This is a genomic window from Streptomyces sp. NPDC006602 (assembly GCF_042870385.1).
Lineage (GTDB): Bacteria > Actinomycetota > Actinomycetes > Streptomycetales > Streptomycetaceae > Streptomyces.
On the sequence record NZ_JBIAHG010000059.1, the window covers coordinates 1 to 25,374 of the forward strand.

Below are 25,374 nucleotides of genomic sequence, written 5' to 3' on the forward strand. Positions count from 1 at the left end.
CTGATCGAGCATCCCGCCATCCATGACGGAGCGTCACTGGCGCACGGAGGCATGACCGGCTTCACGGAAATCTTGGAAGAGCCAGGATTCAACCGCCGCCGACACAAGGCAAAGCCCATGAACCCCTTCAAGGTCTCCTCGAACGCGGAGCCTGCGGCACGGGGCGGGCCGATCGCCGTGTGTGGGGCGATCTCTATGGCTCTTCTGTTCCCAGGGCTCGCCGCGCGGCTTGCTGGAAGGCTCGGTCCGGCGCGCGTTTTGCCTGCCACGCCTCCTTGAAGCGCTCGGCGCACTCGGTGAGTCGACCGCGTCCCTCCCGCAGGGCCGCCGAGAACCAGTCCATCGCGGCCTTCTCCCAGTCGTACATCGCCACGCGCAGTTCCTCAGCCGCCTCCGCAGCGACCACTGGGCCGGCCACAGCTACGGCTGCGACCGCGGTGCTGAACTGGACCCACGCCTCATGCACCTCGGCGAAGGAGGCCATCCACTGCTCCGGCGTGGACTGCTCGTCCCAGACCAGATCGGAAAACCGCCGCCATGACGCCGACAGCAGCTTCGTGCTCGCGATGAGCACGCCGTACGCCTCCCGCCGCGCGGCTTCGCGCCGGTACTCCCGCTCGGCTTGCAACTGCCGCTGCTGCTGGCGGCCTTGACCGACCACCGAGACCCAGCCGCCGGCCACCGCTCCGAGCACGCCGATCGCCGCGCCCACCACACCCGCCACGCTCGCGTCCATCACCGCGCATTAGACCCCGAGGCCGCGGTACAAGCCAGAGCGCCTGGCGCCGGACAAGGCTGTACGTGGGCTGGGACCCCTGCCCCTTCGCTTACGGCGGGAGGCGCAGCACGCCGTCACTGATCAGGGCGAGCCGGGTCCCGGCACGGGCTCAGCGTCCCGGGCCTGCTGCTCGAACGGAAGTACTGTTAGGGCGAGGCGCAGTAGGACGAGACGACGTACGACTTCCCAAAAGACCTCATCAAGGCACAGGACGAGCTTGAGGAGGTACGAAGCGAGCTGAAGATCCTCCTCACGAAGCAGCCCTGGTCCGTCGAGCCTCTGGCCGCGTGGATGACCCACGAGAACCACTGGCGTGCCTCTTCCCGCCCTGATTCCCCGGGCTGGGATCCTGCAGATCAGCTGCGCATCGGCACGCTGCTGACACGGGAACTCGAGCCGCTACTCTGATCGTCGGCCACCCGTTCTGGAAAGAGGTCGCCGCGGCGGAACGAGCAGACGCCCGCACCAAGCTCAAGCACCACCGTCAGCCGACGGAGAAGGCCACCGAGACCTCGCCGTCCCTGACAGCCGTCGTACGACGATCTCATCCCCAGATCGGCGCCCGGTTCGCTCACTCGAAGGACTCCATCGAGGCCGCCCACGCCTGGCTGATGGGAAAGCCGCCCGCTGGCGGCGGCTAGACCGACCTTCACGCAATCCGCCGCCCGCTGGTCCGTGTGCTGAGGCACGCTCGGCGGGCGGCGAAGGCACGCGAAATTCGGCTCTGGCGAGGATCTGTGAAGTCTGCCGGTCGAGCACGCTGAGCAGATCATTGTTGTCCGGTACTGCGCAGTGCCACCGCGATGTGGCTGTAGCTGGGTATGGACGCTCCGTTGGCCTTCTCGTAACGGACTGCATGTGCGAGCCCGAGCTTCTCCCCAGTGGACAGGGTCCGGTTCCCTGTCCACAACAGCACCTTCAGTTGCTCGTTCTGGATGGTGAGAAGCGGCTCGACAGGCTCCAACGGCAGGCCGGTACGGGCGCACCAATCGGCCACTTCGGTCCAGAAGCCGGTCAGGGTGCCCCAGCAGGCTGCACCGCGGGGGCCTAGCAGGGCGCACACCTCGTCGGGCGACCAGAACGGGTCGAGACCGTGCGACATGAGGTTCTGCATGTTCTCCAGCAGTGAGACGACGAACTCGTAGTTCGCCTCGTCCTCGAGCAGATCCTCCACGATCGCCAGAACCTCAGTGATCGCCCCGGAGTTGCGCTGGGCGACTCGATAGGCAACCTCTCGACCGACGACCTGGTCGTTGCCGTCATCTGTCGATCCGGGCCCGATCCCTGCAGCGTCAAGCAGTCGCCGAGACCGCCCGGCCGGCCGTCGGCGCCATGGAATTCGCATCGTATCTTCTCTTCTTCCGCATACTCTTCCAGAGACCATTCCGCCCTGGCGACCGATCAGCATGACAGGGCGGTCACCGCCGACCCTATGCCGGGTGGGGAGGTCCGGGCTCTGTCGACGATCTTGAGAAATGATCTCCACCCCGGGTCCCCCCTGCTCATCACCTCGGCAGCGGCAGCCACGAACAGACCTGGCAGGCCTTCGAGGACGCCATCGGTGTCGTCACCCCCCGGCGGCCGCCCGCCGTTCGTATCCCTGACTCGTTCTCCTGGCCACGCAGATCCTGAAGATCATGGGGAGCTGATGGAAGGGTTCATCGGTCGACGACCCTCATGCAGCGCGCCCATGCACTTCGAACGGGCGTAGGCGGAGGGGCGGCCGCCGGCCCAGGGCGCGGGGTGCCGGGGCCGCCCGGGCCCTGCCGTCCTGTCAACGCAAGGCACTACGACGATAGGGCCCAACCGCCGGCTTCGCTCTTCCTGCGCAGCACCTGGGGGAGCGTTGACGAAGGCCCGCCCGTACCCCGGACGGTCAGCAGCGCGGCGGCGATGGCCACGACATGGAGGAAGCCCAGGCAGCCACTGCTGGTCAGTCAGCTGTGAACAAGGGCATGTCGGCTGGCGTCATGTCGGGGCGGATGCGGTGCAGCCGGGCCGGGTGACGGAAGCGGCCGGCACTGTCCCGGGCGACGTCGGCGGCGACCTCCACCACCACCTCGGGCTGTACGAGCGTGACGGTAAGGGCCTCTCTGGTGCCCCACCCAGCGGAGAACGTCCACCCCGTCCACAAATGTCCGGCCGCGGCCGGGACGAGCAGCCCGGACAAGAGCGTGCTGGCAGGGCGGGCCAGCGTGGTGGTGCGGCCGGTGTACTGCAGGTGCCCGCGGGCGTCGAGCCTGCCCAGCAGCAGGCTGCGGGGAGCGGCAAGGGAACCGGTGATCGCGCCGACGATGGCCTCCTGCGTTTCGCGCACCTTGTACTTGCGCCATCCGCGTGTCGACGGCCGGTAGGGGTCCTCGAGTCGCTTGAAGCAGATGCCCTCCATGCCGACAGCCGTCCACGACAGCCACTCGGCCGCGGTGTCGGGGTCGGTGGTCGACGGGCACAGCGCCCACGGCGCCGACGGTACGGCCACGCCGTCGTCTCAGTGCCGGCCAGCCGCAGCAAGTCGAATGCAGAAGCGCGCGGGTTCGAAGATTCTCGGACCAAATTTGTTGACGAACCTGCGCGTCGACCCGCTCGTAGTGCTGGACCGAGCGATGTGTTCGTGGCGGACACACGAGGTGCGTCAATGGCGACGGACAGCCGGAACATGATTGGCCATGGCAGCCATCAGGCGATTGGGTCGGTCAAGCCCGGGTTGGGGTGATCGAGTTGGTGTAGGTGCCGTGCAGGTCGGAAACGTTGGGTTCCACTTGAGTCAGCGGGCGATCGTGGTGCCGTCGTGGTGTACGGGCGCGTCGGTGCGTGCCGTGATGGTCTCCACGCTGACGCCTGGAGCGGTCTCGACCAGGGCGAGGCCGTCCTCGGTGATGTCGAGAACGCCCAGGTCGGTGATCACCCGCTGCACACAGCCTTACACCGTGAGCGGGAGCGTGCAGTCCTTGAGAATCTTCGGGCTGCCGTCCTTGGCGGTGTGATCCATGAGGACGATGACGCGACGGGCTCCGTGGACCAGGTCCACCGCTGGGGACGGATCCGTGTCCTGGACGACGGCCACGAGACCTTGCTGGAGGAACCGCACTGGGGCCACAACAGCGAGGGGCAGCCGATCGCGTGGGTGGACAGCGCGCCCGACGACTGGTGAGTGCACCAGGTCGTACCGCCGCCCTCGGACTGAAGTCGGCGGCGGCGTAAGGCTGGTGTGCTCGAAGAGCTGGAACAGCGGGAGTCGACAGCCCGTGCACGCAACGGTCGTCTCTCGTCTCAGACCGCGACCGCCCGGGCCTCCATTTCTCGCGCGGACGAAGATCAGTTATGCCCCACGCCGTCCGCGAGAACCGACGTCAGAGGCCATCAATCGAACCATCTTGAAATCACCTGCGCGAGGTCGTTTACGGATACAAGAACGGCACCGACGCCTCCCGCCCCAGCAGTCAACGCCGCGAGAAGGCTGCGGATTACAGTGTGATTTGGTTGCGGTTGCGATAGCTGGTTCCCCAACTCATCGGCAATCGCGCGCAGCTGGGGACCGTCGCTCAGCGACGCTTCGTATATCACCAGAAGCTGTTTGAGCTCGTCTAGGCGCCGAGATAGTTCCTCGCGTTCCTCTCCGGTACCTACGACAGTGTTTTGGCTGAACACACCGCCAGTCCGTGTGATGTTCCCCCACACGTTCGCAGCGAAATTGCGATCACCGGGCATCTGCGGAGCCTCCTTCCGGCAGGATAGTGGGGACTGCACTGGGTGATGCTAGGGCGGCGTTGTTCGGAACTGGGGCGGGAGCGATTGGGTCTTGAGACGCTGGCGTCCTCTCCGTGGGATGAGGCATCCCCTGAAGAGCAAGCTGTTCGAGCACCTTTGGCGCAGCAACACCGATGGCGACGAAGCCGACCGCTCCCGATACCTGCCCTGTCTGCGCGAATGCAGCCCCCAAGCCAGCACCCAAACCCATACGGATCACCACCGAAACGAGGTACTCGGCCAAAGTGAGAGGTTCCTTTCCCTTCCAAGGGAACCCCTTCGCCTGACGAATCGCTGTGTGCAGGTCCCAAGCCTCCACAGAACCAGCGCCCACTAACCCCCAAAGACACGCCTGCCAAAGCACCACGTGACCCGCCCCCCTTGGTCGTGCTGGGTCGCACCCGGTACCGACTCAGAATGCCAGTAGCCGACTCCCTCGGCCAGATGCGCGGGAGGCTGGGGGCGCGCCGTTGCCCCAGGAAGAGGCCCGAGCTGCACCTCCACGATCAGCGACCCCATCGGCCCCCTCCACCGCCATGGCAGCAGGACACCGCCCTGTCCACGCCCCGATCAGCGTTCTTCCAGCTCTGTCTTTCCCTCCAGACGAGCCGCACCCAACGTGGATGGTGTTCACATCGTGGGCCGGGGCCCTGCGGCGCGGCGGAGCCGGTTGGCGATCGCCAGTCCCAGCCCCTCCTCCCCCGGCAGGGACGCGACGATGAGGTCACAGCCCCGCTCGTCGAGCTCGCGCAGGAACCCGTACAGCCCCCGCGCATACGCAGCCGTCGAACCGGGGACCGCCACCACGGCGTGCGCCTTCACCGGAGCGTCGGCGAGAGCGGGCGGAAGAAGGACGCCGACACGGTGCCCCAGCTCCTGCGCGAGCGCCGCTTCGGCAACGACCTTCTCCGCCTCGACGAGGACGACCCGCGCCCGCGGCGCGTAGTGCGACGGATGCTGGCCCGGCACCCGGACACGGCTCGTCGAAGGGACCGCGATCGGGAACCCCAGCACCGCTTCGAGGTCCTCGCGGGGCACCCCACCGGGCCGCAGGATGCTCGGGATCTCGCCCGTGGCGTCGACGATGGTCGACTCGACGCCGACCTCACAGGGCCCGCCGTCCAGGACGAAGTCGACGGCCTCACCGAGCTCCGCACGGACATGGTCAGCGGTGGTGGGGCTGACCGAGCCGAAGCGGTTGGCGGACGGGGCGGTGACACCGCCGTCGAAAGCCTTGAGCAGCGCGAGAGCGACGGGGTGGTCGGGTACGCGCACGGCCACCGTCTCCAGTCCACCAGTCGCTTCGAGAGGCACCCGGCGACCGCGCCCCAGGACCAGCGTGAGTGGCCCCGGCCAGAAGTGGTCGGCCAGCAGGCGCGCGGTTGCGGGCACGTTCTGGACCCAGTCGTCCAGGTGCTCAGCGCCGCCGATGTGGACGATCAGCGGGTGGGAGGGCGGGCGCCCCTTGGCCTGGAAGATGCGCGCAACGGCGGCAGGATCTTCGGCGTTGGCGCCCAGACCGTAGACGGTTTCGGTCGGGAGGGCCACCAGGCCGCCGGCGCGCAGCACCTCGGCCGCCTTCTCGATGTCACTGGTTGTTGCCATCACTCGCGCCATCCTCCCACCGCGCCGACAATGTTGTGCCGCTCACCGATCGCCGACCTTAATGGGCTGTCCCGGCAGCCGATTCACCGGCTGGAACGGGTACTGACAAGCCGCCTGGCGACGTCCCTTGGCCTGTTACCGGGCCGGTGAAGGCCAAGGGACGTCTGCCATGGCCCCGGCACAACAGCGGGAAGCAAGCCGGGGACCTCGGACGCCGGTGCACGCGTCCTGCCCAGCTCAACGCTCATCGGGCCGATCGGGTCACCGGAGCGTCAACCGGCCGCGTCACCATCCTGATCACTTTCGTCAGCCCGGGCGGACGGCCATGTCTCCGACGGCGTCGGCGGCCACCATTACCGCCGCCATCACACGCTTGCCGACCGGCTCGCGGTGCACCTCGAAGTGCGGGCAGATCGCCATGACCAGCTCCAGGCCGTGCTGGCCCACCCGGCTGGGATCCGGCGCATGCACCACGGGCATCCTTGGCTCGGTGTCCCACACGCTCACCTCAACGGCGCCCTCGCGCAGCTCGAGGGTCAGCAGTATCGGGCCGGGGGCGAACTTACGGGCGTTGGTCACCAGCTCGCTGACCACCAGCTGCACCATGCCCATCGCCGGGTCGGACACCGGCACTCCATGGTCGGCCTGCAGGTCCTCCAGGAAGATCCGGGCGAGATCACGCGCCTCGGCGATCTCCTCGTTGCCCTCGAACGCGGCGGACTCCGATATCGGCCTGCTGACCAGCGGTGGTGCCCATTCCTCGCCCTCGGTCACCTGGCCCATCCTGCGCCTCGCATCCGGCACTCGTGCTTGGAATGCCGGATACCCGCAGATGCCGACTCCACGCACACCAAACCGGGCAACGCAAAGTCCGCTTACAGGATCCGGGGATGTACTTCTTGCTCCCCGCGCTCGCGAAGGGTGGGGCCCGGCCTTCTCCTTTGCCGCCCGCGCCAGGCGGCGAGCCCGGCCGAAAACAGGCCGGGCAACAGTCGCGCCGTCATACTGTGCGCATGCATCTCGGGGTGGTCGTAGCGATCCTTTACTGCCTTCAGTTCAGCCGGGAGCTGAGCGACGAGGAAGTCGAGCGCATCGCTCGCATGATCCTGGAGCGGCCCATCTACGACCTCACCGTCGAGGAGCAGTACGCGGGGATCGAGGCGGCCCTCGCCGCGGTTGCCTGGGAGGAAGACCTGTCCTGGCAGCCGCATGCCGAGCCGTCGATCCGGGACTTCCTGCGGCGTCTGCTGGAGCGTCTGGACGCGCTGCGGCCGTGGCAGGAGCCGCCGTTCCGCAGCCTCGGGTTCGGCCGCTGGGAGGAGTACAAACGCGGGGTGCGGCTGGCCCACGTACGGCTGTACTCCCCGTCGCAGGACCAGTTGCACGCGCGCTTGCGCACCGTACCCGGGGATGAGGACCGGCTGCGGGGACTGGTGCTGCGTCTGCGGTCCGGGGATGAAGTCGCCCTGGTGGCACCGCCGCTGCCGAACGGATATGACGCGGTACTGATGGCGGTGGCGCCGCACCGGCCCGCGGCGAGGGTGATCGAGGCGTTCCTGACCCACACGCGGTACGCGCGTGAGCGAGTGTCCCCGGCCGTGCAGCGGCCCCTGGGGTGAGGGGCTAGGGCAGCGGGCGGTGCTTCCAGGCCATCGGCGGCGGGAGGCGGGTGGCTGTGCAGGGACTGCTCATGTCACATACTCGCTCGCTGCACCCATTCCCGATGATCTGCCGGACCCCCCGAAGCGAAGACCCGCCTGGCAGGCGGATGAGTTTGGCGTCGCCGCACGGTCTGACTCTTGAACGCCCGACCACAACAGCGCGAAAAGGTACTCGTCATATGAGCAAGGTGGTTTTGCACGTCACCATGTCACTCGACGGCTTCATGGCAGGTCCGGACGTCAGCATCGAACACCCCATGGGCCGAGGTGGTCTGCGCCTGCATGACTGGATTCTGAACACACCGACCAGCGACGTCGACGCCACAGTGACACAGGAGATTTCGGCCTCGACAGGTGCCGTCGTACTGGGCAGAAGGACATTCGACGTGGGTGTCGAAGTCTGGCAGGACACTCCCTTCCCGGTGCCGTGCTTCGTGCTCACGCACAACGCTCGAAGCCAGCGCGCCATGAAGAGCGGGACCTTCACCTTCATCACCAGCGGCCTGAAAAGCGCGTTCAGCAGGCGGAAGCGGTGGCGAACGGGAAGAACGTCACACTGATGGGGGCGGACATCGCTCAGCAGGCGCTCAGCGCGGGATTCCTCGATGAGATCAACCTCCAGCTCGCACCGGTGCTCATGGGCGACGGACGCCGGCTGTTCGAGCATCTGGGAACGGAGCACCTCGAGCTGGAGCGGACCAGAATCCTCGCCTCGCCGCTCGTCACGCATCTGCGTTTCCAGGTCCCTCACGCCCGGAACATGCCGGACGGGGCGGCGCTGCACCATGGCCTTGATGGCTGACGGCCGACAGAACTGAGGGCATCCAACGCCCGCGGCGGATCGGGGCCGGGAGCAGGTCAGCCGGCGGCGTTCCGCTCCGCCCCTCCGGACCTGGGCACACGCCTGTCGCCGCACGTGGGCGGTGGCCAGGGGTGTTCTTCCGTCACCATCGACGGCGGCATGGCCGCCCTGACCCAGGCCACGATCGGGCCGTCCCCCGCCGAGTGGGGGACGTCTCATGGCACCCGGTTCAGAAAGAACACCGGAATCCGGCGCGCGGTCCTGGCTTCGTACGTGCCAGCCGTGGGCGCTTCCGCGACCAGCTCGGGCCACAGGTCGGCGCGGGCGGCGTCGTCGAGTTCGGCGGCCTCCGCGACGAAGGTCTCGGTGTCCGTCTCGACGGTGGCCCGGGGATGGGCCTTGAGGTTGTGGTACCAGGTCGGATGAGTGGGCGAGCCCCCGTTCGAGGCGATGATGGCGACGCCGCCGTCCGGCCGGGGTGAGCAGGCCACGTGACCCGCTCGATCCCCGACCGGACCCCGATGTAGTGCAGGAGGAGCATCGGTGTGCCCGACAGCGAGCCGCCGACGCGTCCCGCGTTCGCCCGGAACTCCTCGACGACCGTGGCGTTGAGATCGTTCACCTGGTCGAACCGTAGACGAGGCTCACCAGGCCGTCCGGCAACTGCTCGACTTTCAGGAGTTCCAGTCCGTGCCGCTGCCGCGTCCCCGAGAAGAGGGTCTTCCCCTCTCCGGCGATGAGCGGGTAGACGATGAGGCGGAGTTCGTCCACCAGCGCGGCGTCGATCAGGCCGGCGGTGATCTGCGCGCCGCCCATCAGGTAGATGTCCTTGCCGGGCTGTTCCTTGAGCGCGGCGACCTCGTCGAGGCCGCGCAGGAACGAGGTGTTCGGCCACTGCGCCGACTCCATGGTGCTCGACAGCACGTAGTGCGGGGTCCGCGCGGCGAAGCGTGCCCACTCCAGCTCACCCGGCGTGGGCGGTTGGCCGGTGATCCAGTGAACCCCCTCGGGCTCGTTCTGGATCGCAGTCCAGTACGACTCGTAGCCTCCGTACATCCCCGCGCCGAGCAGGCACGCGTCCACCTGGGCGGTCAGGTCGTAGTCGTCGGACCAGGCCGCCACCCAGTCCGCGTGGCCTTCCGGGCCTTCCGTCTTGCCGTCGACGGAGAGCTTCATCGCTGCGATGAGCTTGCGCATGTCACGCCTCCTGGCGTTCGTTGGTAGGTCGCCCCACCGACGAACGGGCGCCGGAGAAATCGACAGCCCACCGGAGAGACTTCAGCTCGCCCCGAGCTCGGCCAGCCGGCGGGAGAGGAAACGCCGCTCGCTGTCGGTGGTCGCCAGGTCCAGCGCCTGCCGGTAGGCCGCCACGGCCTCGTCGGTACGGTCCAGGCGGCGGAGCAGATCGGCCCCCGTGGCCGGCAACAGGTGATAGCCGGTCAGCGCCCCCGATGCCTGCAGCTCGTTGACGAGCTCGAGACCGGCCGCCGGGCCGCGGGTCATGGCGATGGCGATGGCCCGGTTGAGCCGTACCACCGGCGAGGGCAGCAGCTCGACCAGGTACTCGTACAGCTCGGCGACCTGCTCCCAATCCGTGTCGGCGGCGTCCGCGGCCGTGGCATGACAGGCGACGATGGCCGCCTGGAGCTGATACGGCCCCGGCCGCCCGCGTCGCAGCGCCGTCTTGAGCAGCTCGACCCCTTCTGCGATTTCACCGGTGTCCCAGAGGGTACGGTCCTGCTCCTCCAGGGTGACCAAGTCGCCCGCCTCGTCGAGGCGGGCGGCCCGCCGGGCGTCGTGCAGCAGCATCAGAGCCAAAAGCCCGGCGACCTCGCCGTCATGCGGCAGGAGCCGGACGAGCAGCCGCGCCAGCCGTACCGCCTCGGCGGTCAGCGCCTGCCGCACCAGATCGGCGCCGCTGGTCGCGGCGTACCCCTCGTTGAACAGCAGGTAGAGCACACCGAGGACCCCGCTCGTACGTTCCTCGAGCAGGTGGGCCGGCGGGACCCGGTAGGGGATGCCCGCGTTGCGGATCTTGCGTTTGGCCCGGACCAGGCGTTGGGCCATCGTCGGTTCCGGCACCATGAACGCCCGGGCGATCTCGGACGTGTTCAGACCCGCCAAGGTCCGCAGCGTCAGCGCGACCCTGGCCTCCAAAGCCAGCGCCGGATGACAGCACGTGAAGATCAGCCGCAGCCGGTCGTCGGAGACTCCGCTGACCTCGGCGTCCTCGGTGTCGGGTGCTGCGCCGCGCGAGGTCGCAGCCATCTCCCGCAGCTTCGCCGCGCCGACGGCGTCCCGGCGCAGCCGGTCGATGGCGCGGTTGCGCGCCGTAGTGGTGAGCCAGCCGCCCGGCCGGTCCGGGACGCCGTCGCGCGGCCACCGCTCCAGCGCCAGCGCGAAGGCGTCCTGCGCGCACTCCTCGGCGAGATCCCAGTCGCCGGTGAACCCGATCAGTGTCGCGACGATCTGCCCCCAGTCCCGGTGGAACGCCGCGGTGAGCGCCGCGTCGACCGGCCCGGTCACCCTGCCCAGACCGGCCTGATCTCGATCACGCCGTGTGCGGCGAACGGGTGCCGGGCGGCGGCCTCGATCGCCTGGTCCAGATCGGCGCACTCGATCAGCGCGAAGCCGCCGATCTGCTCCTTGGCCTCCACGTACGGCCCGTCGCTGATCAGCACTTCCCCGTCCCTGGCCCGTACGCTCGTGGCATCGCCGCTCGGCCGCAGGCGCTCACCGCCCAGCAGCTTCACCCCGCTGCTCTGCATGTAGTCGATCCAGGCGACGTGGTCGGGGCGGCTCGTGATCTCCCGCGGACCCTGCGGATCGGACTCGTCGTCGCAGATCACCAGCATGTACTTCACCACACCGGCCGCCTTCCTCCTTGCGTCACCCGGCGAGCTTCCCAAAGGTACTGATCCTGGGCAAGTGGTCGCCGGCTCGTCTTCCCGGAGTGTGGCCGGTATGCGGGGACGACCTTGATCGCCTCGCCCATGGACCGGGCGTTGATGTTCGGCGAGCCGCCCTGCGCGATCTCGTACAGGGCGACCCGCTCCTGCTCCAGCGCCAGTACAAGCTCCACCAGGTATTCCTGCTGCTGGAACGCGGCCTGCTGCGCCTTGCGCTCACGCTTCTCCCGTTCCTGCTTCGCCGCATGGCCGGTCAGGACAACGATTCCGCCCTTGGGGCCTTGAGTGACGACCTCGTTGCTGCGTTCCAACAACCGCTGCTCGGCTGAGTCACGGGCCTGCTTCAATGCCGCCGGCGCGGGGGTCCGGCGACCCAGCAGGTCGTCGCATTCCTTGAGCAGGGCCCGGGTGTTGGCGATGCCGCAGCCCTGGCGTGCGCTCGCCAGGCGCAGCAGGAGGCGGCGGATCTCCGGCGATATCCGGGCCGGCTGATCGTGCGTCTCGATCAGCCGGCGCACGGACTTGAGCAGTCCCTCGCCCTCACGCATTCTCCCGCTGGCCCGGAACGGGCGTCGGCAGCGGCAGGATTCGATCGATACGGTTCCGGACCCGGGTCACCCGCGGCGCCGGCAGCCCCGCCGCTGCGCTTGCGATGGTGTTCAAGCTCGTCGAGTCCGCCCAGGCCCGCTGGCGGGCGATCACCGGAGCCCACCTGGTGCCCCTGGTCCGCGCCGGCGCCCGGTTTGAGAACGGCGTCCTCGTCGAGCGAGCGGAGGACGCAGCCGCCTAAAAAGCCGCGATCGGTTCGGTGGAGCGTTCGCGGCGGGCCAGGGTGCGTATCACCGGAAGGACACCGTGACGAGCCACGGCGATGCGGGTGAGGCAGGCGATGACCGCGTCGGTGGCCTCGGCGGGCACCGACGGCGTGGGTACCTCCAGGCTGACGGCTAGGTCGTCGAGGTGGACAACGAGTTCCACGAGCCGGGTGAGCAGACACTGATCGAGCGGCAGTACGTGGGCGAACACGCCGACAGGCCGGTCGAGCGGCATGGTCGGCAACTGCGCTACGAGCCGGGCGCGAGCGGCGTCAAACTCCTCGACCAGGACGGCAGGCCCACCTGCCGCCTCCTGCTCGCCCACCTCGCGGATTCGACGCGACACCGCATCCTCCAGATGCGGCGCCGGGCCGGTGCCAGACAGGAAGTACGCGACAGCATCGATGGGCGTCCCGCCCGCCTGCGGCAGCTCGGCCAGCCAACGCTCGACGTTGAAGACCGCTCGGGCAAGATGCCCGGCTAGACCGCTGACCCGGAACTGAGCCAGCGCGCTCGGCTGCTCCCAACGTTCGGCCAGCACCGGCGAACGCAGCAGCCGGGACGCGACCTCGGCTGTGTCGAGAAATGCGGCGATCACACCGGGAGGCTAGCGGCCAGCCTGCTGCGTTGCCATCCGCTATCCGAGATCACCACGGTGGCACCGTCTGACTAAGCGCATGATCCGCCGACAGGCCCTGATCACGAGTCACACGATCCACAACTCTTGACAATTACTCCGGCAGAAGGAGGGCCGGAACGCGAGCCCGTCGGCCTGCGTGATCGACGCACAGAGCGTCAAGACCTCCACCTGCGTCCCCCCCTCGAGCCAGGGCACGGACGCGGGCAAGAAGATCGTCGGCCGGAAGCGGAGCATCGTGACCGACACGATCGGTCTCCTGCTCGCGGTGCTGGTCACCGCTGCCAGCGTCCAGGACTCCGTGGCCGGCACCCAGCTGCTTGACCAGGTCGCTGCCGCCCACCCCACGATCCGCAAGGTCTGGGTCGACGGTGGCTACCGCAAGCACTTCGTCGAACATGCCGCCACCCTCGGCATCGACCTGGAGGTCACGCCCGCACCCCCGGGGCCAGGGGATTCACCCCGATTCCGAAACGGTGGGCGGTCGAGCGGACCTATGGCTGGCTCATGCTCCACCGCGGTCTGGCCCGCGACTACGAAACCCTGCCCGCTCGCTCCGAAGCCATGATCCACCTGGCGATGACCGACCTCATGGCCCGCCGCCTCACAGGCCAAGCCACCATCTCATGGCGCGACCCGACACTCCGGGATCAAATCCGCATTGCAGGATGAAACGTTGGGAGAAAACGACCTCTTAGGAGCTGCCCTTCATCCAGTCCAGCAGCCGGAATGCCCGTTCGCTGTTCTCGTGGGGCGCGTACAGCGCGGTGAAGAGCACTACTCCGAGGACGGCCAGTTGGACGGCGAGCACTGTCGCGGCTGTGTCCGTGCCTTCCACGCGTTGGTCTGCAGTCTCCATCAACGTCCTTCCTCTAGTTGAGTCTGCTCCCGTGCGGTTACAGGAGTATCCGTGCGTACCGGTCGACGAGGAGTTCGAGGTAGTCGGCATGCGGGCCGGTGAGGGCCGTGAGGTCGGCCGGGCTGTGGACGAACGTGATCTGTTCGAGTTCGGGGGCCTGGCCGACGACGGTGGTGTCGGAGACGACCGCGCCGAACCGCTCGTTGAGGACCATCGCGGGCTGGGGCGGGGCGGCGAAGTGAATGCCGATGTTGCCGTAGTTGCCGCGGGTGACGGCCCACAGCGTCAGGTCGTCGGGGGCGGTGTCGACGCCGAGTTCTTCGATAAGTTCGCGGGCTGCGTTGTGGCGCAGTGACGCGGTGTCCAGGGGCTGGCCGGTGTCGGGGTGCTCAACCGATCCGCCGGGCAGGTGCCAGCGGCCGGGGTGGGCGGTGGCGGTCGACATCTGGGCGACCAGCAGGGCTCCGTCGGCGGTGGGCTGGAGGACGTCGACGAACAGGGACGGCAGGGCGGTGGCGCCGGGCACCCGGCGCAGGGCGAAGTTGCGGTAGGTCACGCGAGCCCAGCCGAGGAGGAGTTCGTGCGGGTTGGGCTGGGTGAGGCTGGTGCAGGCGACGACGGGACCGTCGAAGAGGGCGGGGTTGTTGCTGGCCAGTTCGTCCCAGACGCGGTCTCGTGCCGCTCGGTGTTCGGCGGACAGCTGCGGCGGTGGTTCTTCGACGAGGCGGAGCTCGGTGGCCTCGATGACGTCAACGGGTGGGTGCGTTGAGGGTTGGGTCACCGCCGCAGGCTGTCACACAGGACACCCTGTTCACACGGGGTTGTCAGTTTCGTTAGACAAGTCGAACCTGGCGTGGCGCTTCCTGACCGGGTGGTGGGTCAGAAGTGCTCGGCACACCAGAGTTCGTGTTCCGTGGTGCTTCGGATGTGGGTGGCCAGGCTCTGTTCGTCGGTGGCGCGGACTCCCGCCATGAAGGCGGCGGCAGTGCTGCGGTAGCCGCCGGCGTACCAGAGGGTGGCCTGGCGGCGGTCGACCGTCACCCGGGGCTCGGTGGTGGTGGGGCGGAGTTCGGCCGCGCCGTGCGCGATCTGCAGGAGGTAGCGGTCGGTGGTGCCGTTGCCCTGTTCGACGCCGATGGGGAGGGTGGTGTCGAGGTCGGCGGGCCAGCCGCGGAGCCGTACGGCTTCGGGCAGGTCGAGGATGCGCAGTATCCAGGGGTGCCAGGACTCGGCGGTGGCGTTGCCGTAGCGGTGGAGGCTGTGGAGGAGCAGCGGGTGGGGCGGGAGGCTGGAGCGTTGGAAGGTGATGGTGGGGATCCGGCTGCTGTGGCGGCCGAGGAAGGCGAGCATTGCGGAGGCGACGGTGTCGTCGGCGGCCCAGAAGTCGTGGACGTCCAGGTGTGCGCCGTGCCTGTCGTGTTGGCGGGTGGCCAGGGACAGGTAGCCGGCCGTGGGCTGGCCGGGGCGGTTGAACCGGTAGAAGGTCAGGTCGTGCTGGCGCTGCTTGTGCGCGGTCCACCAGGGGGGTCGCAAGAGGGTGCCGTTCCAGCGCGGGGCGAGGCGCCGCTGGAGTTCCTCGCTGTCCGGCGTGAGGCCGTGCTTGATGTCGAGGTCGCCGGGGGCGAAGTCGCGTTTGAGGGCGTCGGCGTGCACGGACCAGGAGAACACCGGAGTAGGTGCCTCCCAGCTCATGCGGCGGGCGTAGCCGTTGGAGGACGTCCACAGGGTGGCGAGGACTGCGCCTTGCTCCTGGAGGGGGCGGATGCGGTCGTTGAGCATGCGGACGGTCAGGCGGTCGCCGCGGTATTCGGGGGCGACGCATCCTGAGCCGAGGCAGGCGCTGGGGACCGGGCGGCCGCCGAAGTGCTGTGCGATGAGCATGCCCAGCCCGCCGGCGATGACCCGGCCGCCGTGGAGGGCGACGCGGATGTCGGCGTGCCCAGCCAGCTGGGTGACATCGTCGATGCGGCGCCCGAAGGCCCGGGTGGCGAGGGCGTCGTACTCGGTCAGGAGGTCCTCGTCCGCGGGGACGACGGTGATGGCCTCACCCATGAGTTGCTCCTAGTAGTTGGTGGTGTCGCGGACGGCGGGGGCGTCGGCGGGGACGAAGAAGGTCCGCTGGAAGACGATGACGCGTTGGCGGTCCTGGTTGAAGCCGCTGATCTTGCAGGTGACGACGTCGTACTCGGGGCGGCTCCGGGACTGCCGGGCCTCGGTGATTTCCGTCTGGGCGTAGAGGGTGTCGCCGACGAACACGGGGTGTTCCAGGCGCAGTTCGTCGAGCGCCAGGTTGGCGGTGGTCAGACCGCTGATGCTGCGGACACTGGCGCCCATGACTATCCCGAGGGGTGACCATGCCGCAGACCAGCACCCGGTCCCTGCCGAGGTGCTCGCAGAACTCGATGTCGGAGTGGATCGGTGCCACGTTGCCGGTCAGGGCGAGGTTCAGGACGTGGTCGGTCTCGGTGACTGTCCGTCCGGGCCGGTGCTCGAAGATCTGGCCGGCGACGAAGTCGGTGAGCCCGGCTCCGACGTTCTCCCGGAAGCGGCCCTTGCCGACCTCCCGGTAGCCCTGCGGGGTCGTGGTGGCGGTGCTGCTGTTCACGGGTGGTTCCTTCAGCTGCGGGAGGCGGGTGACGCGGCGGCCTGGTGGACGACGGCCTGGGCGGCGGCGACCAGGGGCGGGCCGACCATCTGGCCGCCGACGGTGGTCACGGCCGCCGAGGCTTGGTGGCCGGCGGCGACGACGGCCTGGGCTGCGGCGACCTCGTCTTCGGACGGGGTGAACGCCTGTGTGATGACGGGGATCTGCCGGGGGTGAACGGCGCCCTTGAGCTGGAAGCCGAGGGCCCGGGCGCGTTCGGCCTCCCGGCGGAGGCCCTCAAGGCCCTGGACGTCGAAGTAGGGGCTGTCGATCGCCGGGATGCCGGCGGTGCCGGCGTTGTTGGCCACGGCGGACCGCGCGTACAGCAGGGCCTCCCAGGTGCGGGCGCAGCCGGTGAGGGCGGCGTAGTCGGCCGCCCCGAACAGGAGGCCGCCGAGCCGGTCGGCGGTCACGATCGCGGGCAGCCGGTCGATGGCGCGCGGTGTTTCGATCAGTGCGTAGATGACGGGGGCGTGCTGGTCGGTGTCCAGGGCTCCGGCGACGACCTCGATGTCGCGGGCGGATTCCACCTTCGGGACCAGGACGATGCCCGGCTGGTGGGTGTAGCCGGTGATGGCTGCGAGGTCCCGGATGCCGTCGGCGGTGAGGGGCGTGTTCACGCGCAGTCCCAGCGTCGGCCCGCCGTCCGCCGCCGGGTGCAGGAAGCGGGCGGCGGTCGCCCGGGCGGTCGCCTTGTCGGCGGGGGCGACGGAGTCCTCCAGGTCCGCCAGGGCGACGTCGGCACCGTACGACCTGGCCTTCTCGAACCGGTCGGCGTTCAGCGCGGGGGCGATCAGCCAGGCCCTCAGTGGCTATGGTGCGGGCCGGTTCACTGCTGCTCCTGCGCGGCGAGCTGCTGCTCGACCAGCGTGTTCAGGGCTCCGACGGTGGCGGCCTTGTTCAGGACGCCGTCCCCGAGGTGTACGCCGAGCCGCTCAGGCAGCACCTCGGCGAGTTCGGCGAGCGCGAGCGAGTCGAGGCCGGCGTCGTTGAGGCTGGCGTCCGGGCGCAGGTCGTCGCTGGGCGCAAGCGGCCGCGCACAACGGCACACCCGCACAGCAGCTGCCCGGCGAACTGCGCCAGGCGCTGCGACCAGCCGCCCGTCCGTTCCGGCTGCGTCACGGCGGGGGCGGCGCACTCCGGACCACCCAGCTCGGTGAGCTCGGTCCGGCACGGCTTGCACAAGCCGTCCTCGAGCGTCGGGCCGGTCAGGAAGATCCGGCAGCCGCACTCGCCGCAGGAGCCGCGCGGCGGGCCCTCCGGCTTACGCGAGAGAGGGGGGACGAGGGAGGGGGAGGGTCCCGGGCGGGCTGATCAGCAAGTCGGTGAGGTATCGCTCGACCGCCGCGGTGTACGGCGAGGCTGGGCGGACAGGGCGCCATCCGGCCCTCGGGCGCGGCGAAGAGGTGTTCGGTCTCGCTCGTCCGGAAAAATCTGGCCCACAGATATGGACGCCGCGTTCATTACACGGTTATATGTACGTAGAGTTCATTTGTTGGTTCGAGAGGAGAACACCATGAGCACCCCCACCACCGATCGTGTCGCACTGGTCACCGGCGGCTCGGGCGGCATCGGCCGCGTCGCGGCCGAGCGGCTTGCCCAGGACGGTTTCGCGGTCGCCGTGCAGTACGCGGGAAACAAGACGAGGGCCGAGGACACCGTGGCCGCGATCACCGCGGCCGGCGGCAGGGCCCTCGCGGTGGGAGGCGATGTCGCCGACGAGTCCGCGATGAGCGCGGCGTTCGACGCGGTCGAGTCGGCCTACGGCGGCGTCGACGTGGTCGTGAACACCGCCGGCATCATGATCCTGGCGCCGATCGCGACGTTCGACCTCGCCGACCTGGACCGGATGCACCGCACGAACATCCGCGGCACCTTCGTGGTGTCCCAGCAGGCGGCGCGCAAGGTCCGCCCGGGTGGCGCCATCGTCAACTTCTCGACCTCGGTGGTCCGCACCCAGCTGCCGGCCTACGGCGCCTACGTCGCCAGCAAGGCCGCGGTCGAGGCCCTGACCCTCACCCTGGCCCGGGAGCTGCGCGGCCGGGACATCACCGTCAACGCCGTCGCGCCCGGCCCCACCGCCACGCCGCTGTTCCTGAACGGCAAGGACGACGCCACCATCGCGAAGTTCGCCCAGGCGACCCCGCTCGAGCGGCTGGGCCGGCCCGAGGACATCGCCGAGGTCGTCTCGTTCCTGGCCGGCCCCGCGCGCTGGGTCAACGGACAGGTCCTCTACGCCAACGGCGGCCTCGCCTGACCCCCTCTCGCACCCGCAGAAGACCCGCCCCCGGCCATCACTGCTGAAAGGAACCACGCTCATGTCCACCACCGGCAACGTCGTCGTCATCACCGGCGCCTCCAGCGGTTTCGGTGCCCTCACCGCCCGCGCGCTGGCCGACGCCGGCCACACGGTCTACGCAGGCATGCGCCAGACCACCAGCCGCAACGCGCCCCAGGTTAAGGCCGCCGCCGACTACGCAGGCGAGCACAAGGTCGACCTGCGCCCCATCGAGCTCGACGTGAACTCCCAGGACTCGGTCGAGGCCGCCATCGCACGGATCGAGGCCGAGCACGGCCACATCGACGTGCTGATCCACAACGCCGGCCACATGGTGACCGGTCCCGCCGAGGCGTTCACCCCCGACCAGCTCGCCGAGCTCTACAACGTGAACGTGCTGTCCACCCAGCGCGTCAACCGCGCCGCACTGCCGGGCATGCGCAGGCGCGGACAAGGACTGGTGCTCTGGGTGTCCAGCACCAGCGTCAAGGGCGGCACCCCGCCCTACCTCGCCCCCTACTTCGCCGCCAAGGCCGCCATGGACTCCCTCGCGGTGTCCTACGCCGGCGAACTCGCCCGCTGGGGCGTGGAAACCTCGATCGTCGTGCCCGGCTCGTTCACCAGCGGCACCAACCACTTCGCCCACTCCGGCCACCCCGACGACACCACCGTCGAGGCCGACTACGAGACCAGATACGCCGGCCTGATGGACCAGGTCGCGACCAAGCTCGCCGCCCTCTCCCCCGAGAACGCGACCGCGTCGCTGGTCTCCGACGAGATCGCCCGCATCATCGCCCTGCCCGCCGGACAGCGCCCCTACCGCGTTCACATCGACCCCGCCGACGACGGATCCGAGGAGGTCTCCGAGACCGCCGACCGCATCCGCCGTGAATTCCTCACCCGCATCGACCTCGCCGACCTGCTCACCGTCCAGCTCTGACACCCCGGGCCCGGGACGGAGGGGAAGGGACGTCAGCCCTCCCGCCCCGGCTCCCCTCACCACCGAGGCCATCACCATGACCAGCATCCACATCCCGGCCGCCATCCAGACGTTCATCGAGGCGACCAACCAAGGCGACGCCGAGGCATTCGCCGCCGCGTTCACCCACGACGCCGACCTCGACGACTGGGGCCGCGCGTACCACGGCCGCGACGGCGTGCGCGCCTGGGACCGCACCGACAACATCGGCGTCCAGGCACACTTCGAGCTGGACGCGATCGAGGCCGGCCCCTCCCCCGACACCTATGTCGCGACCCTGACCGTGACCGGCAACGGCCACAACGGCACCGGCCCCATGACCTTCCATCTGCGCGACGGGCTGATCGCGAGCCTGCGGATCACCCCGTGACACCGGCCGCGACGCGCGCCGCCTCGACCACGGGCAGCGCCCACCTGGAAACTGACACGACCCCGGCAACCGAGCAGGAGCACACGTGGAGAACAACGCGAACGGCCCCGCCGCCAAGGAAGGCAACGGCCGCGGACGGGGCCGTCGGCCCGCGGACGAGGTCCGAGCAGACGTCCTGCACACCGTCGGGGACCTGCTGCTCACCGAAGGCATCGCCGACCTCACCTTCGAACGCATCGCCAGGGCATCGGGCGTCAGCAAGACCACCCTCTACAAATGGTGGCCCTCCAAAGGAGTGCTCGCCCTGGACGGCTACGTCCACGCAGTCCAGGACACGCTCGCCTTCCCCGACACCGCAGACATCCACGCCGACCTGCTCACCCAACTTCGCGCCTTCGCCCACGTCATGACCCAGACCCCGGGCGGGCGCGTACTGACCGAGCTGATCGGCGAGTCACAGACCGACCAGGAACTGGCCACCGCCTACCGGAAGCTGTACTCATCGCACCGGCGCGGCCTGGCGGCAGAACGCCTCCACCAGGCTCAGGAACTCGGCCAGATCCGCACCGACATCGACGTGCAAGTCCTCGTCGACCAGCTCTGGGGCGCCGTCTACCACCGACTGCTCATCCCCGACGAACCCGTCACCGACGACTTCATCACCGCACTCGTCAACAACCTTCTGGACGGAATCCGCCCGAAGGGGAGTGTCATGAACCAGGGGTGATCTTCCCCGAAGGCGTCACCTGATGAGTACGACGACGGATCGCCGGACCGAGACCCTGGGCAGCGTGTCGCTTGCCGTGACCGATGCCCGTGTCCAGGGTGCCGACGTGAAGTCGATGCCGGTTTCTGAGAACGGTCGCCGGCGGGCGCGGCTCGCGCTCGGGCGGCAAGCCTCCAGGGCGGCCTGCGGCTCGTTTGCTTCTCGTCGGTGGGCATGACCGTGGCCCGACGCGCGGGTCGGGCGCTCCAGGCGGCGCCAGTTGCTCCGAAGTGGCCGCATGCCGGCACCGAGCCCCGCTCAGTGCTGGACGAGAACCGGCGCCGCGATCTGGGCGCACCGGGACGGGTCAGTTCCCGGACGGCACGCTGTAAAGCTGCGCAGCGTCGCCGGAGAGGGCGGCCTTGACGAAGCGGCTGGGGTCGTCGACCAGCACCTCGATGGCCCCGACCTGCACGCCGTCGAGGCTGGCTCGTGCGACATCGGCCGGGTCGATCTTGGGGGCATCGCGTCCCGCCATCATGTCGGTATCCGCGGCCCCCAGATGCACGCCCTGGACGAGGATCTTCTGATCGGCGAGTTCAACGCGCACGCCGTTGGTCATGTTCCATTCCGCGGCCTTGGCCACGGAGTAGGACCCCGACCCTTGGGGTGTGGCCACCCACGACAGCACGGACAGAATGTTCACGATCGCTCCCCCGCCGTTGGAAGCGAGGTGTGGAACGAAAGCACGAATGACCCGGAGCGTACCGAAGAGGTGGGTTTCCAGATCCTGCCGGATCTTGTCCAAGTCATCGGTCAGGAGCTGCGCCCCTGTGGCGATGCCGGCGTTGTTGACCAGTACCGCAACGTCCCGCGCTGCCGCGGCTGCAGCCGCGATCGATTTCTCGTCCAGCAAGTCCAGGTACAGCGGCGTGACCCGCGAGTCGGACGTATCGATCAGCTCCGGGCGGCGAGCAGTGGCATAGACCTTCTCGGCTCCCCGGGCCAGCAGCTCGTCGACGAAGCGCCGACCGATCCCGCGGTTGGCTCCGGTCACGAGTGCGGTGGAACCGGCAATGTCCATGATCATTCCTTTCGGTGGGCGGAGGGAGATTCGTTTCCGCCCCGCACCGCCTACGCTAAAACTTGACGTTGACGTCAAGGGCAAGTCGTGACGGGCGACATGCGGGCAGGAGGAGTCACGATGCGTATCGGCGAACTGGCCAACAAGGCCGGGGTCAGCACGCGCGCCCTGCGCTACTACGAGGAACAGGGCCTGCTGCAGCCCCAGCGCACGACCAGCGGTCAGCGCGTCTACACACAGTCGGCCGTGGACCGTGTGGGGATCATCCAGCAGCTCTACACAGCTGGTCTCGGCAGCCGCCTGATCGCGGCCCTCCTGCCCGCCATCGACGCCCGCCACGTCGACCCCGAGCTGCTGCAACGCTTGCTCGACGAGCACTCCCGTATCAAAGCGAAGGTCGCCGAGTTGCAGGACGCGGGCCGCCGACTCGATATGCTGATCAGTCTCGCCACACACCCGGACAATGAGTCGTGCCCCACCTCGCTCGACCATGCGGTGACTCGGGCAGCACGGTCCGCCCGCCCGGGGCCCCGGGCGGGCGGACCGGACGTCCAGCCGAACTCACCCGCGCCCAGAAGGAGATCTTCACCTAGCGCCAGCGGATCGGCGAGCTGATGGGCCGCCTGCGGGATCTCGACCAAACGGTGCCCAGCGAGTCCGTCCAGGCTCTGGTGAGCGAGAACACCAGCCTCAAGCACCGAGTGCAGCAACTCACCCGCGAGCACCGGCTCCTGCAAGAACGCCTCGAAGGCTCCCGCAGCAACCTCCGCTTCGCCGACAGGCGAATCGCAGACCTGGAAGCCCAGCTCCTGGAAACTGCAGCCGCCGCCTCCGACACAACCGGCCAGCCGTAGCGTGCGGCGCACCCGCAGGAGGAGACTGAGCGCGCTATTAGGTGGTCAGCGGTTGCGCGCTCACATTCGTTCCGGTGCCGAGACTCCGAGCAACTGCAGCCCGTTGCGTAGCACCAGCCTGCTGGCGTCCGTCAGCCACAGCCGGGCCCGGGTGCGGTCGTCCGGGTCCTCGCCGGCCCGCGGCAGGACCCGGCAGGCGTCGTAGAAGCGGTGGTACGCGCCGGCCAGCTGCTCCAGGTAGTGCGCGACCCGGTGCTGCTCACGCAGCGTGGCGGCTGTGGCCACGACCTGCGGGAACTCGGCCAGCATGCCCAGCAGGTCGGCCTCCCGCTCGTGAGTGAGCAGGGAGGGATCGAAATCATGCGCTGTGCCCTTCTCGATCCCGGCTTCCTCCGCCCTGCGCTGCACGGCGCACGGCCGAGTGTGCGCGTACTGGACGTAGTAGACGGGGTTCTCGTTCGACTGCCGGGTGAGCAGGTCGAGGTCGAGGTCGATCATCGCGTCCACGCTGGCCCGCGCGAGCGCGTACCGCGCGGCGTCCACGCCGACCGCCTCGACCAGGTCGTCGAGGGTGAGGACCGTGCCCGCCCGCTTGCTCATCCGGACCGGCTCCCCGTCCTTGACCAGATTGACCAGCTGGCCGATCAGGATCTCCAGGTGCGTGTCAGGGTCGTCACCGAAGCAGGCCGCCATGGCCCGCATCCGGCCCACGTAGCCCGCGTGGTCGGCGCCAAGCATGATGACGACCCGCTCGAAGCCCCGGGACCGCTTGTTGAGGTAGTACGCGCAGTCCGCGGTGAAGTACGTCCAGGACCCGTCGCTCTTCACCAGGACGCGGTCCTTGTCGTCACCGAAGTCTGTGGTGCGCAGCCAGACCGCGCCCTCGTCCTCGAAGACGTGACCGCCCTCCCGCAGGCGGGCGACAGCAGCGTCCAGGTCCCCCTGGTCGTGCAGGTCCTTCTCGTTGAAGTAGACGTCGAAGCAAGTACCGAACGCAGCGAGCGACGTCTTGATCTCGTCGAACATCAGCGCCGTACCCTCCGTCCGGAAGGCGGCGAGGGCCTCGGACTGCGGCAGTTCCAGAGCCGCGGGCTGCCGACGCAGTACCGCTGCGGCAATCTCCTCGATGTACGCCCCGCTGTAGCCGTCCTCGGGCACCGGCGAGCCCTGCGCCGCGGCGAGTAGCGAGCGTGCGAAGCGGTCGATCTGCACGCCGGCATCGTTGAAGTAGTACTCCCGCGACACGTTTGCGCCCGCTGCCTCGAGCAGCCGGGCGAGCACATCGCCCACGACCGCCCACCGGGCCCCTCCGATGTGCACCGGCCCGGTGGGGTTCGCCGAGACGAACTCCAAATTGAGCCGAAGGCCCCCGAGCCGATCCGTGCGGCCATAGGCGTCACCGGCCAGTACGATGTCGCGCGCGAGGGCGCCGATCGCCGCGCTATCCAGCGTGATGTTGAGGAATCCGGGGCCCGCGACCTCGGCCTTCGCTACTCCAACGGCCGCGCTCACCAGTGGGGCCAGCACTTCGGCGACGGCGCGGGCGGACACACCCGCGGACTTGGCGAGTTGCATGGCAACGTTGGTCGAGTAGTCGCCGTGGCTGCGGTGGCGGGGGCGCTCCACGCGGATCTCCTTGGGCACCTCTGCTGAGATGCATCCGGACTGGATGGCTGTGTGTACGCCGTCGGAGATGACGGCCGCGAGATCTGCTGGAGTCACGGCGGCGACGCTACCCGGGCGGACGCCGCAGGTGACACCGATTATTCGGGCGGAGCTCCAGCCCTCTCAAACCACGTCGCTCATCGCGCTCGCCCGGACTGCTCAAGGCAGCGACGGGTCGGCGGTGGCGGAGGCGCTCCACCATGACAGGCGCGCCCGTTCGCCGTCTCGGTACGTCCCGGACGCATACGCGACGTACCAGCCACGGTCACCCACGAAACGTACAGATCCGAGGTCGGTAAAGAGCGGTTCCTGAGCGAGCGCCGCACGTCGCTGCCGGACATCGACCTCGACGTGGAGTCCGAGCGGCGCCTGGAGGTGTATGACGCGATCATTCAGCGTTTCGGGCGGGAGAGGACCGCGGTCACCGGCATGCCCGAGACCTACCGGGCCCGGCACGCACTGAGGTTCCCTGTCAAGTTCAGCGCGTTGAGGACCCAGTGCCGAACTTGCCGTTCTGGAACCCCTGCAGGAAGACACCCAACCCGACCGACGGCTAAGCGAGTCGGCGACACGAGGGCGGCGGGCGCACTGCGTCCGTGCCGAAGCGCCCGCGGACTCGGTCTGCGGACCCTCGTCGTGCCGATCTCCGGACCGCTGTTCGAAGCCGGGGTGGCTGGGGCACTCGGATGCGTCGTCCTGGGCATGGCGACCGTAGTCATGCTCGTCCGACGCGCACGTCGACGGTCGGTGAACCAGCGGTAGACGGAGCTCTTGGCGCCCTGCAGTGCCTTGGCAATCCCGCCGACATCGCCGACGTCGCTGCCTTCCTCCCCTCCCCGTAGGCCCTACTGGGTCAACAGCCCGGTGAACCTATGCGGTTACAGCACTAGTAGGGCTCCGTTACGTCTGTCTGTCGGTCCTGTTTGGGGGCACGTTGGAGGTGTGGATGCACATGAAGTGAACCGTGCTCGGGCTAAGTTG

General features: G+C 68.9%; 29 protein-coding genes and 4 pseudogenes. 13 read left to right on the top strand and 20 right to left on the bottom strand.

The window, feature by feature from the left end:
- Positions 1 to 193 precede the first annotated feature (193 nt).
- From ACFYO2_RS47350 to ACFYO2_RS47365, 4 genes and pseudogenes are all read right to left on the bottom strand, one after another.
- Positions 194 to 736: a hypothetical protein gene (locus ACFYO2_RS47350; protein ID WP_388363121.1), complete on the bottom strand. Its 543-nt coding sequence runs from the start codon at positions 734 to 736 to the stop codon at positions 194 to 196.
- An 811-nt stretch (positions 737 to 1,547) separates the two neighbouring features.
- Positions 1,548 to 1,952 carry a hypothetical protein gene (locus tag ACFYO2_RS47355; RefSeq protein WP_388363124.1) on the bottom strand — a complete coding sequence of 135 codons (405 nt, stop codon included), beginning with the start codon at positions 1,950 to 1,952 and terminating at the stop codon, positions 1,548 to 1,550.
- A 759-nt stretch (positions 1,953 to 2,711) separates the two neighbouring features.
- A complete protein-coding gene (locus tag ACFYO2_RS47360) occupies positions 2,712 to 3,257 on the bottom strand; it encodes a hypothetical protein (protein WP_388363126.1) in 546 nt (181 codons plus the stop codon).
- A gap of 285 nt (positions 3,258 to 3,542) precedes the next feature.
- Positions 3,543 to 3,809: pseudogene (locus tag ACFYO2_RS47365) on the bottom strand (CoA-transferase); the annotation flags it as partial.
- Between ACFYO2_RS47365 and ACFYO2_RS47370 the strand changes: the two are divergent.
- Complete coding sequence (locus ACFYO2_RS47370; protein ID WP_388363197.1) at positions 3,759 to 3,929, top strand: hypothetical protein; 171 nt, start codon at positions 3,759 to 3,761, stop codon at positions 3,927 to 3,929. The pseudogene ACFYO2_RS47365 and the gene ACFYO2_RS47370 sit on opposite strands and share 51 nt — an antisense overlap.
- Positions 3,930 to 5,155: 1,226 nt before the next feature.
- Here the strand turns inward: ACFYO2_RS47370 and ACFYO2_RS47375 are convergent.
- Positions 5,156 to 6,130 (bottom strand): L-threonylcarbamoyladenylate synthase, encoded by a 975-nt coding sequence (locus tag ACFYO2_RS47375; protein ID WP_388363129.1) that lies wholly within the window; start codon positions 6,128 to 6,130, stop codon positions 5,156 to 5,158.
- A 306-nt stretch (positions 6,131 to 6,436) separates the two neighbouring features.
- Positions 6,437 to 6,913 carry an ATP-binding protein gene (locus tag ACFYO2_RS47380; RefSeq protein ID WP_388363132.1) on the bottom strand — a complete coding sequence of 159 codons (477 nt, stop codon included), beginning with the start codon at positions 6,911 to 6,913 and terminating at the stop codon, positions 6,437 to 6,439.
- Positions 6,914 to 7,143: 230 nt separating this feature from the next.
- On the opposite strand from ACFYO2_RS47380, the gene ACFYO2_RS47385 reads away from it, so the two are divergent.
- From ACFYO2_RS47385 to ACFYO2_RS47395, 3 genes are all read left to right on the top strand, one after another.
- Positions 7,144 to 7,749 carry a hypothetical protein gene (locus ACFYO2_RS47385; RefSeq protein ID WP_388363135.1) on the top strand — a complete coding sequence of 202 codons (606 nt, stop codon included), beginning with the start codon at positions 7,144 to 7,146 and terminating at the stop codon, positions 7,747 to 7,749.
- Positions 7,750 to 7,970: 221 nt separating this feature from the next.
- The gene (locus tag ACFYO2_RS47390; RefSeq protein WP_388363137.1) at positions 7,971 to 8,351 is read left to right on the top strand and encodes a dihydrofolate reductase family protein; all 381 of its coding nucleotides are present in this window, start codon (positions 7,971 to 7,973) and stop codon (positions 8,349 to 8,351) included.
- Positions 8,351 to 8,593, top strand: coding sequence for a dihydrofolate reductase family protein (locus ACFYO2_RS47395; protein ID WP_388363140.1), 243 nt, complete (start codon positions 8,351 to 8,353; stop codon positions 8,591 to 8,593). The genes ACFYO2_RS47390 and ACFYO2_RS47395 overlap by 1 nt, the downstream gene beginning before the upstream one ends.
- A 215-nt stretch (positions 8,594 to 8,808) precedes the next feature.
- Here ACFYO2_RS47395 and ACFYO2_RS47400 read toward each other — a convergent pair whose 3' ends face one another.
- From ACFYO2_RS47400 to ACFYO2_RS47420, 5 genes are all read right to left on the bottom strand, one after another.
- The gene (locus tag ACFYO2_RS47400; RefSeq protein ID WP_388363143.1) at positions 8,809 to 9,084 is read right to left on the bottom strand and encodes a nitroreductase family deazaflavin-dependent oxidoreductase; all 276 of its coding nucleotides are present in this window, start codon (positions 9,082 to 9,084) and stop codon (positions 8,809 to 8,811) included.
- Between the two features lie 127 nt (positions 9,085 to 9,211).
- The gene (locus ACFYO2_RS47405) at positions 9,212 to 9,790 is read right to left on the bottom strand and encodes a dihydrofolate reductase family protein (protein WP_388363146.1); all 579 of its coding nucleotides are present in this window, start codon (positions 9,788 to 9,790) and stop codon (positions 9,212 to 9,214) included.
- Between the two features lie 81 nt (positions 9,791 to 9,871).
- Positions 9,872 to 11,119, bottom strand: coding sequence for an RNA polymerase sigma factor (locus tag ACFYO2_RS47410; protein ID WP_388363149.1), 1,248 nt, complete (start codon positions 11,117 to 11,119; stop codon positions 9,872 to 9,874).
- A complete protein-coding gene (locus ACFYO2_RS47415; protein ID WP_388363152.1) occupies positions 11,116 to 11,460 on the bottom strand; it encodes a YciI family protein in 345 nt (114 codons plus the stop codon). The genes ACFYO2_RS47410 and ACFYO2_RS47415 overlap by 4 nt, the downstream gene beginning before the upstream one ends.
- On the bottom strand, positions 11,454 to 12,020 hold the full coding sequence (locus tag ACFYO2_RS47420; protein WP_388363154.1) for a hypothetical protein: 567 nt from the start codon (positions 12,018 to 12,020) through the stop codon (positions 11,454 to 11,456). The genes ACFYO2_RS47415 and ACFYO2_RS47420 overlap by 7 nt, the downstream gene beginning before the upstream one ends.
- Positions 12,021 to 12,094: 74 nt before the next feature.
- On the opposite strand from ACFYO2_RS47420, the pseudogene ACFYO2_RS47425 reads away from it, so the two are divergent.
- Positions 12,095 to 12,292 (top strand): annotated as a pseudogene (locus ACFYO2_RS47425) (IS256 family transposase); the annotation flags it as partial.
- Here the strand turns inward: ACFYO2_RS47425 and ACFYO2_RS47430 are convergent.
- Positions 12,289 to 12,915: a maleylpyruvate isomerase N-terminal domain-containing protein gene (locus ACFYO2_RS47430; RefSeq protein ID WP_388363156.1), complete on the bottom strand. Its 627-nt coding sequence runs from the start codon at positions 12,913 to 12,915 to the stop codon at positions 12,289 to 12,291. The pseudogene ACFYO2_RS47425 and the gene ACFYO2_RS47430 overlap by 4 nt on opposite strands.
- Positions 12,916 to 13,045: 130 nt before the next feature.
- On the opposite strand from ACFYO2_RS47430, the pseudogene ACFYO2_RS47435 reads away from it, so the two are divergent.
- Positions 13,046 to 13,626: pseudogene (locus ACFYO2_RS47435) on the top strand (transposase); the annotation flags it as partial.
- A gap of 22 nt (positions 13,627 to 13,648) precedes the next feature.
- On the opposite strand, the gene ACFYO2_RS47440 reads toward ACFYO2_RS47435, so the two are convergent.
- The 6 genes from ACFYO2_RS47440 to ACFYO2_RS47465 form a co-directional block, all read right to left on the bottom strand.
- Entirely contained in the window at positions 13,649 to 13,813 is a 165-nt protein-coding gene (locus ACFYO2_RS47440) for a hypothetical protein (RefSeq protein ID WP_388363159.1), read from the bottom strand.
- Between the two features lie 37 nt (positions 13,814 to 13,850).
- A complete protein-coding gene (locus ACFYO2_RS47445; protein WP_388363162.1) occupies positions 13,851 to 14,594 on the bottom strand; it encodes an NUDIX hydrolase in 744 nt (247 codons plus the stop codon).
- 98 nt (positions 14,595 to 14,692) lie between these two features.
- The gene (gene eis, locus ACFYO2_RS47450) at positions 14,693 to 15,865 is read right to left on the bottom strand and encodes an enhanced intracellular survival protein Eis (protein ID WP_388363165.1); all 1,173 of its coding nucleotides are present in this window, start codon (positions 15,863 to 15,865) and stop codon (positions 14,693 to 14,695) included.
- Positions 15,866 to 15,874: 9 nt separating this feature from the next.
- Complete coding sequence (locus tag ACFYO2_RS47455) at positions 15,875 to 16,147, bottom strand: hypothetical protein (protein ID WP_388363167.1); 273 nt, start codon at positions 16,145 to 16,147, stop codon at positions 15,875 to 15,877.
- Positions 16,148 to 16,429: 282 nt separating this feature from the next.
- On the bottom strand, positions 16,430 to 17,266 hold the full coding sequence (locus ACFYO2_RS47460; RefSeq protein WP_388363195.1) for an HpcH/HpaI aldolase/citrate lyase family protein: 837 nt from the start codon (positions 17,264 to 17,266) through the stop codon (positions 16,430 to 16,432).
- A gap of 20 nt (positions 17,267 to 17,286) precedes the next feature.
- Positions 17,287 to 17,508 carry an acyl carrier protein gene (locus ACFYO2_RS47465; protein ID WP_388363170.1) on the bottom strand — a complete coding sequence of 74 codons (222 nt, stop codon included), beginning with the start codon at positions 17,506 to 17,508 and terminating at the stop codon, positions 17,287 to 17,289.
- A gap of 465 nt (positions 17,509 to 17,973) precedes the next feature.
- Here ACFYO2_RS47465 and ACFYO2_RS47470 point away from each other — a divergent pair, with 465 nt between their 5' ends.
- From ACFYO2_RS47470 to ACFYO2_RS47485, 4 genes are all read left to right on the top strand, one after another.
- On the top strand, positions 17,974 to 18,714 hold the full coding sequence (locus ACFYO2_RS47470) for an SDR family oxidoreductase (protein WP_388363173.1): 741 nt from the start codon (positions 17,974 to 17,976) through the stop codon (positions 18,712 to 18,714).
- Between the two features lie 61 nt (positions 18,715 to 18,775).
- Positions 18,776 to 19,675: an SDR family oxidoreductase gene (locus ACFYO2_RS47475; RefSeq protein WP_388363176.1), complete on the top strand. Its 900-nt coding sequence runs from the start codon at positions 18,776 to 18,778 to the stop codon at positions 19,673 to 19,675.
- Between the two features lie 76 nt (positions 19,676 to 19,751).
- Positions 19,752 to 20,084, top strand: coding sequence for a nuclear transport factor 2 family protein (locus tag ACFYO2_RS47480; RefSeq protein WP_388363179.1), 333 nt, complete (start codon positions 19,752 to 19,754; stop codon positions 20,082 to 20,084).
- An 85-nt stretch (positions 20,085 to 20,169) separates the two neighbouring features.
- Positions 20,170 to 20,811, top strand: a complete 642-nt coding sequence (locus ACFYO2_RS47485) for a TetR/AcrR family transcriptional regulator (protein ID WP_388363181.1) — start codon at positions 20,170 to 20,172, stop codon at positions 20,809 to 20,811.
- Between the two features lie 346 nt (positions 20,812 to 21,157).
- On the opposite strand, the gene ACFYO2_RS47490 is transcribed toward ACFYO2_RS47485, so the two are convergent.
- Positions 21,158 to 21,874, bottom strand: coding sequence for an SDR family oxidoreductase (locus ACFYO2_RS47490; protein ID WP_388363183.1), 717 nt, complete (start codon positions 21,872 to 21,874; stop codon positions 21,158 to 21,160).
- 120 nt (positions 21,875 to 21,994) lie between these two features.
- On the opposite strand from ACFYO2_RS47490, the gene ACFYO2_RS47495 reads away from it, so the two are divergent.
- Together ACFYO2_RS47495 and ACFYO2_RS47500 are read left to right on the top strand one after the other, a co-directional pair.
- Entirely contained in the window at positions 21,995 to 22,489 is a 495-nt protein-coding gene (locus tag ACFYO2_RS47495; RefSeq protein WP_388363186.1) for a MerR family transcriptional regulator, read from the top strand.
- Positions 22,489 to 22,728 (top strand): hypothetical protein, encoded by a 240-nt coding sequence (locus ACFYO2_RS47500; RefSeq protein WP_388363189.1) that lies wholly within the window; start codon positions 22,489 to 22,491, stop codon positions 22,726 to 22,728. The genes ACFYO2_RS47495 and ACFYO2_RS47500 overlap by 1 nt, the downstream gene beginning before the upstream one ends.
- A gap of 60 nt (positions 22,729 to 22,788) precedes the next feature.
- Here ACFYO2_RS47500 and argS read toward each other — a convergent pair whose 3' ends face one another.
- A complete protein-coding gene (gene argS / locus ACFYO2_RS47505) occupies positions 22,789 to 24,450 on the bottom strand; it encodes an arginine--tRNA ligase (protein WP_388363192.1) in 1,662 nt (553 codons plus the stop codon).
- A gap of 243 nt (positions 24,451 to 24,693) precedes the next feature.
- Between argS and ACFYO2_RS47510 the strand changes: the two are divergent.
- Positions 24,694 to 24,858: pseudogene (locus ACFYO2_RS47510) on the top strand (hypothetical protein); the annotation flags it as partial.
- Positions 24,859 to 25,374: the final 516 nt, after the last annotated feature.

What these genes read in the sequence shown, in the direction of transcription:
- ACFYO2_RS47390 (WP_388363137.1), top strand. Translation starts at nt 7,971, where the DNA reads ATGAGCAAGGTGGTTTTGCACGTCACCATGTCACTCGACGGCTTCATG.
- ACFYO2_RS47455 (WP_388363167.1), bottom strand. Translation starts at nt 16,147, where the DNA reads ATGGGCGCCAGTGTCCGCAGCATCAGCGGTCTGACCACCGCCAACCTG.
- ACFYO2_RS47495 (WP_388363186.1), top strand. Translation starts at nt 21,995, where the DNA reads ATGCGTATCGGCGAACTGGCCAACAAGGCCGGGGTCAGCACGCGCGCC.
- ACFYO2_RS47470 (WP_388363173.1), top strand. Translation starts at nt 17,974, where the DNA reads ATGAGCACCCCCACCACCGATCGTGTCGCACTGGTCACCGGCGGCTCG.
- ACFYO2_RS47500 (WP_388363189.1), top strand. Translation starts at nt 22,489, where the DNA reads ATGGGCCGCCTGCGGGATCTCGACCAAACGGTGCCCAGCGAGTCCGTC.
- ACFYO2_RS47405 (WP_388363146.1), bottom strand. Translation starts at nt 9,790, where the DNA reads ATGCGCAAGCTCATCGCAGCGATGAAGCTCTCCGTCGACGGCAAGACG.
- ACFYO2_RS47385 (WP_388363135.1), top strand. Translation starts at nt 7,144, where the DNA reads ATGCATCTCGGGGTGGTCGTAGCGATCCTTTACTGCCTTCAGTTCAGC.
- ACFYO2_RS47350 (WP_388363121.1), bottom strand. Translation starts at nt 736, where the DNA reads ATGGACGCGAGCGTGGCGGGTGTGGTGGGCGCGGCGATCGGCGTGCTC.
- ACFYO2_RS47475 (WP_388363176.1), top strand. Translation starts at nt 18,776, where the DNA reads ATGTCCACCACCGGCAACGTCGTCGTCATCACCGGCGCCTCCAGCGGT.
- ACFYO2_RS47490 (WP_388363183.1), bottom strand. Translation starts at nt 21,874, where the DNA reads ATGGACATTGCCGGTTCCACCGCACTCGTGACCGGAGCCAACCGCGGG.
- ACFYO2_RS47395 (WP_388363140.1), top strand. Translation starts at nt 8,351, where the DNA reads ATGGGGGCGGACATCGCTCAGCAGGCGCTCAGCGCGGGATTCCTCGAT.
- eis (WP_388363165.1), bottom strand. Translation starts at nt 15,865, where the DNA reads ATGGGTGAGGCCATCACCGTCGTCCCCGCGGACGAGGACCTCCTGACC.
- ACFYO2_RS47480 (WP_388363179.1), top strand. Translation starts at nt 19,752, where the DNA reads ATGACCAGCATCCACATCCCGGCCGCCATCCAGACGTTCATCGAGGCG.
- ACFYO2_RS47380 (WP_388363132.1), bottom strand. Translation starts at nt 6,913, where the DNA reads ATGGGCCAGGTGACCGAGGGCGAGGAATGGGCACCACCGCTGGTCAGC.
- ACFYO2_RS47440 (WP_388363159.1), bottom strand. Translation starts at nt 13,813, where the DNA reads ATGGAGACTGCAGACCAACGCGTGGAAGGCACGGACACAGCCGCGACA.
- ACFYO2_RS47375 (WP_388363129.1), bottom strand. Translation starts at nt 6,130, where the DNA reads ATGGCAACAACCAGTGACATCGAGAAGGCGGCCGAGGTGCTGCGCGCC.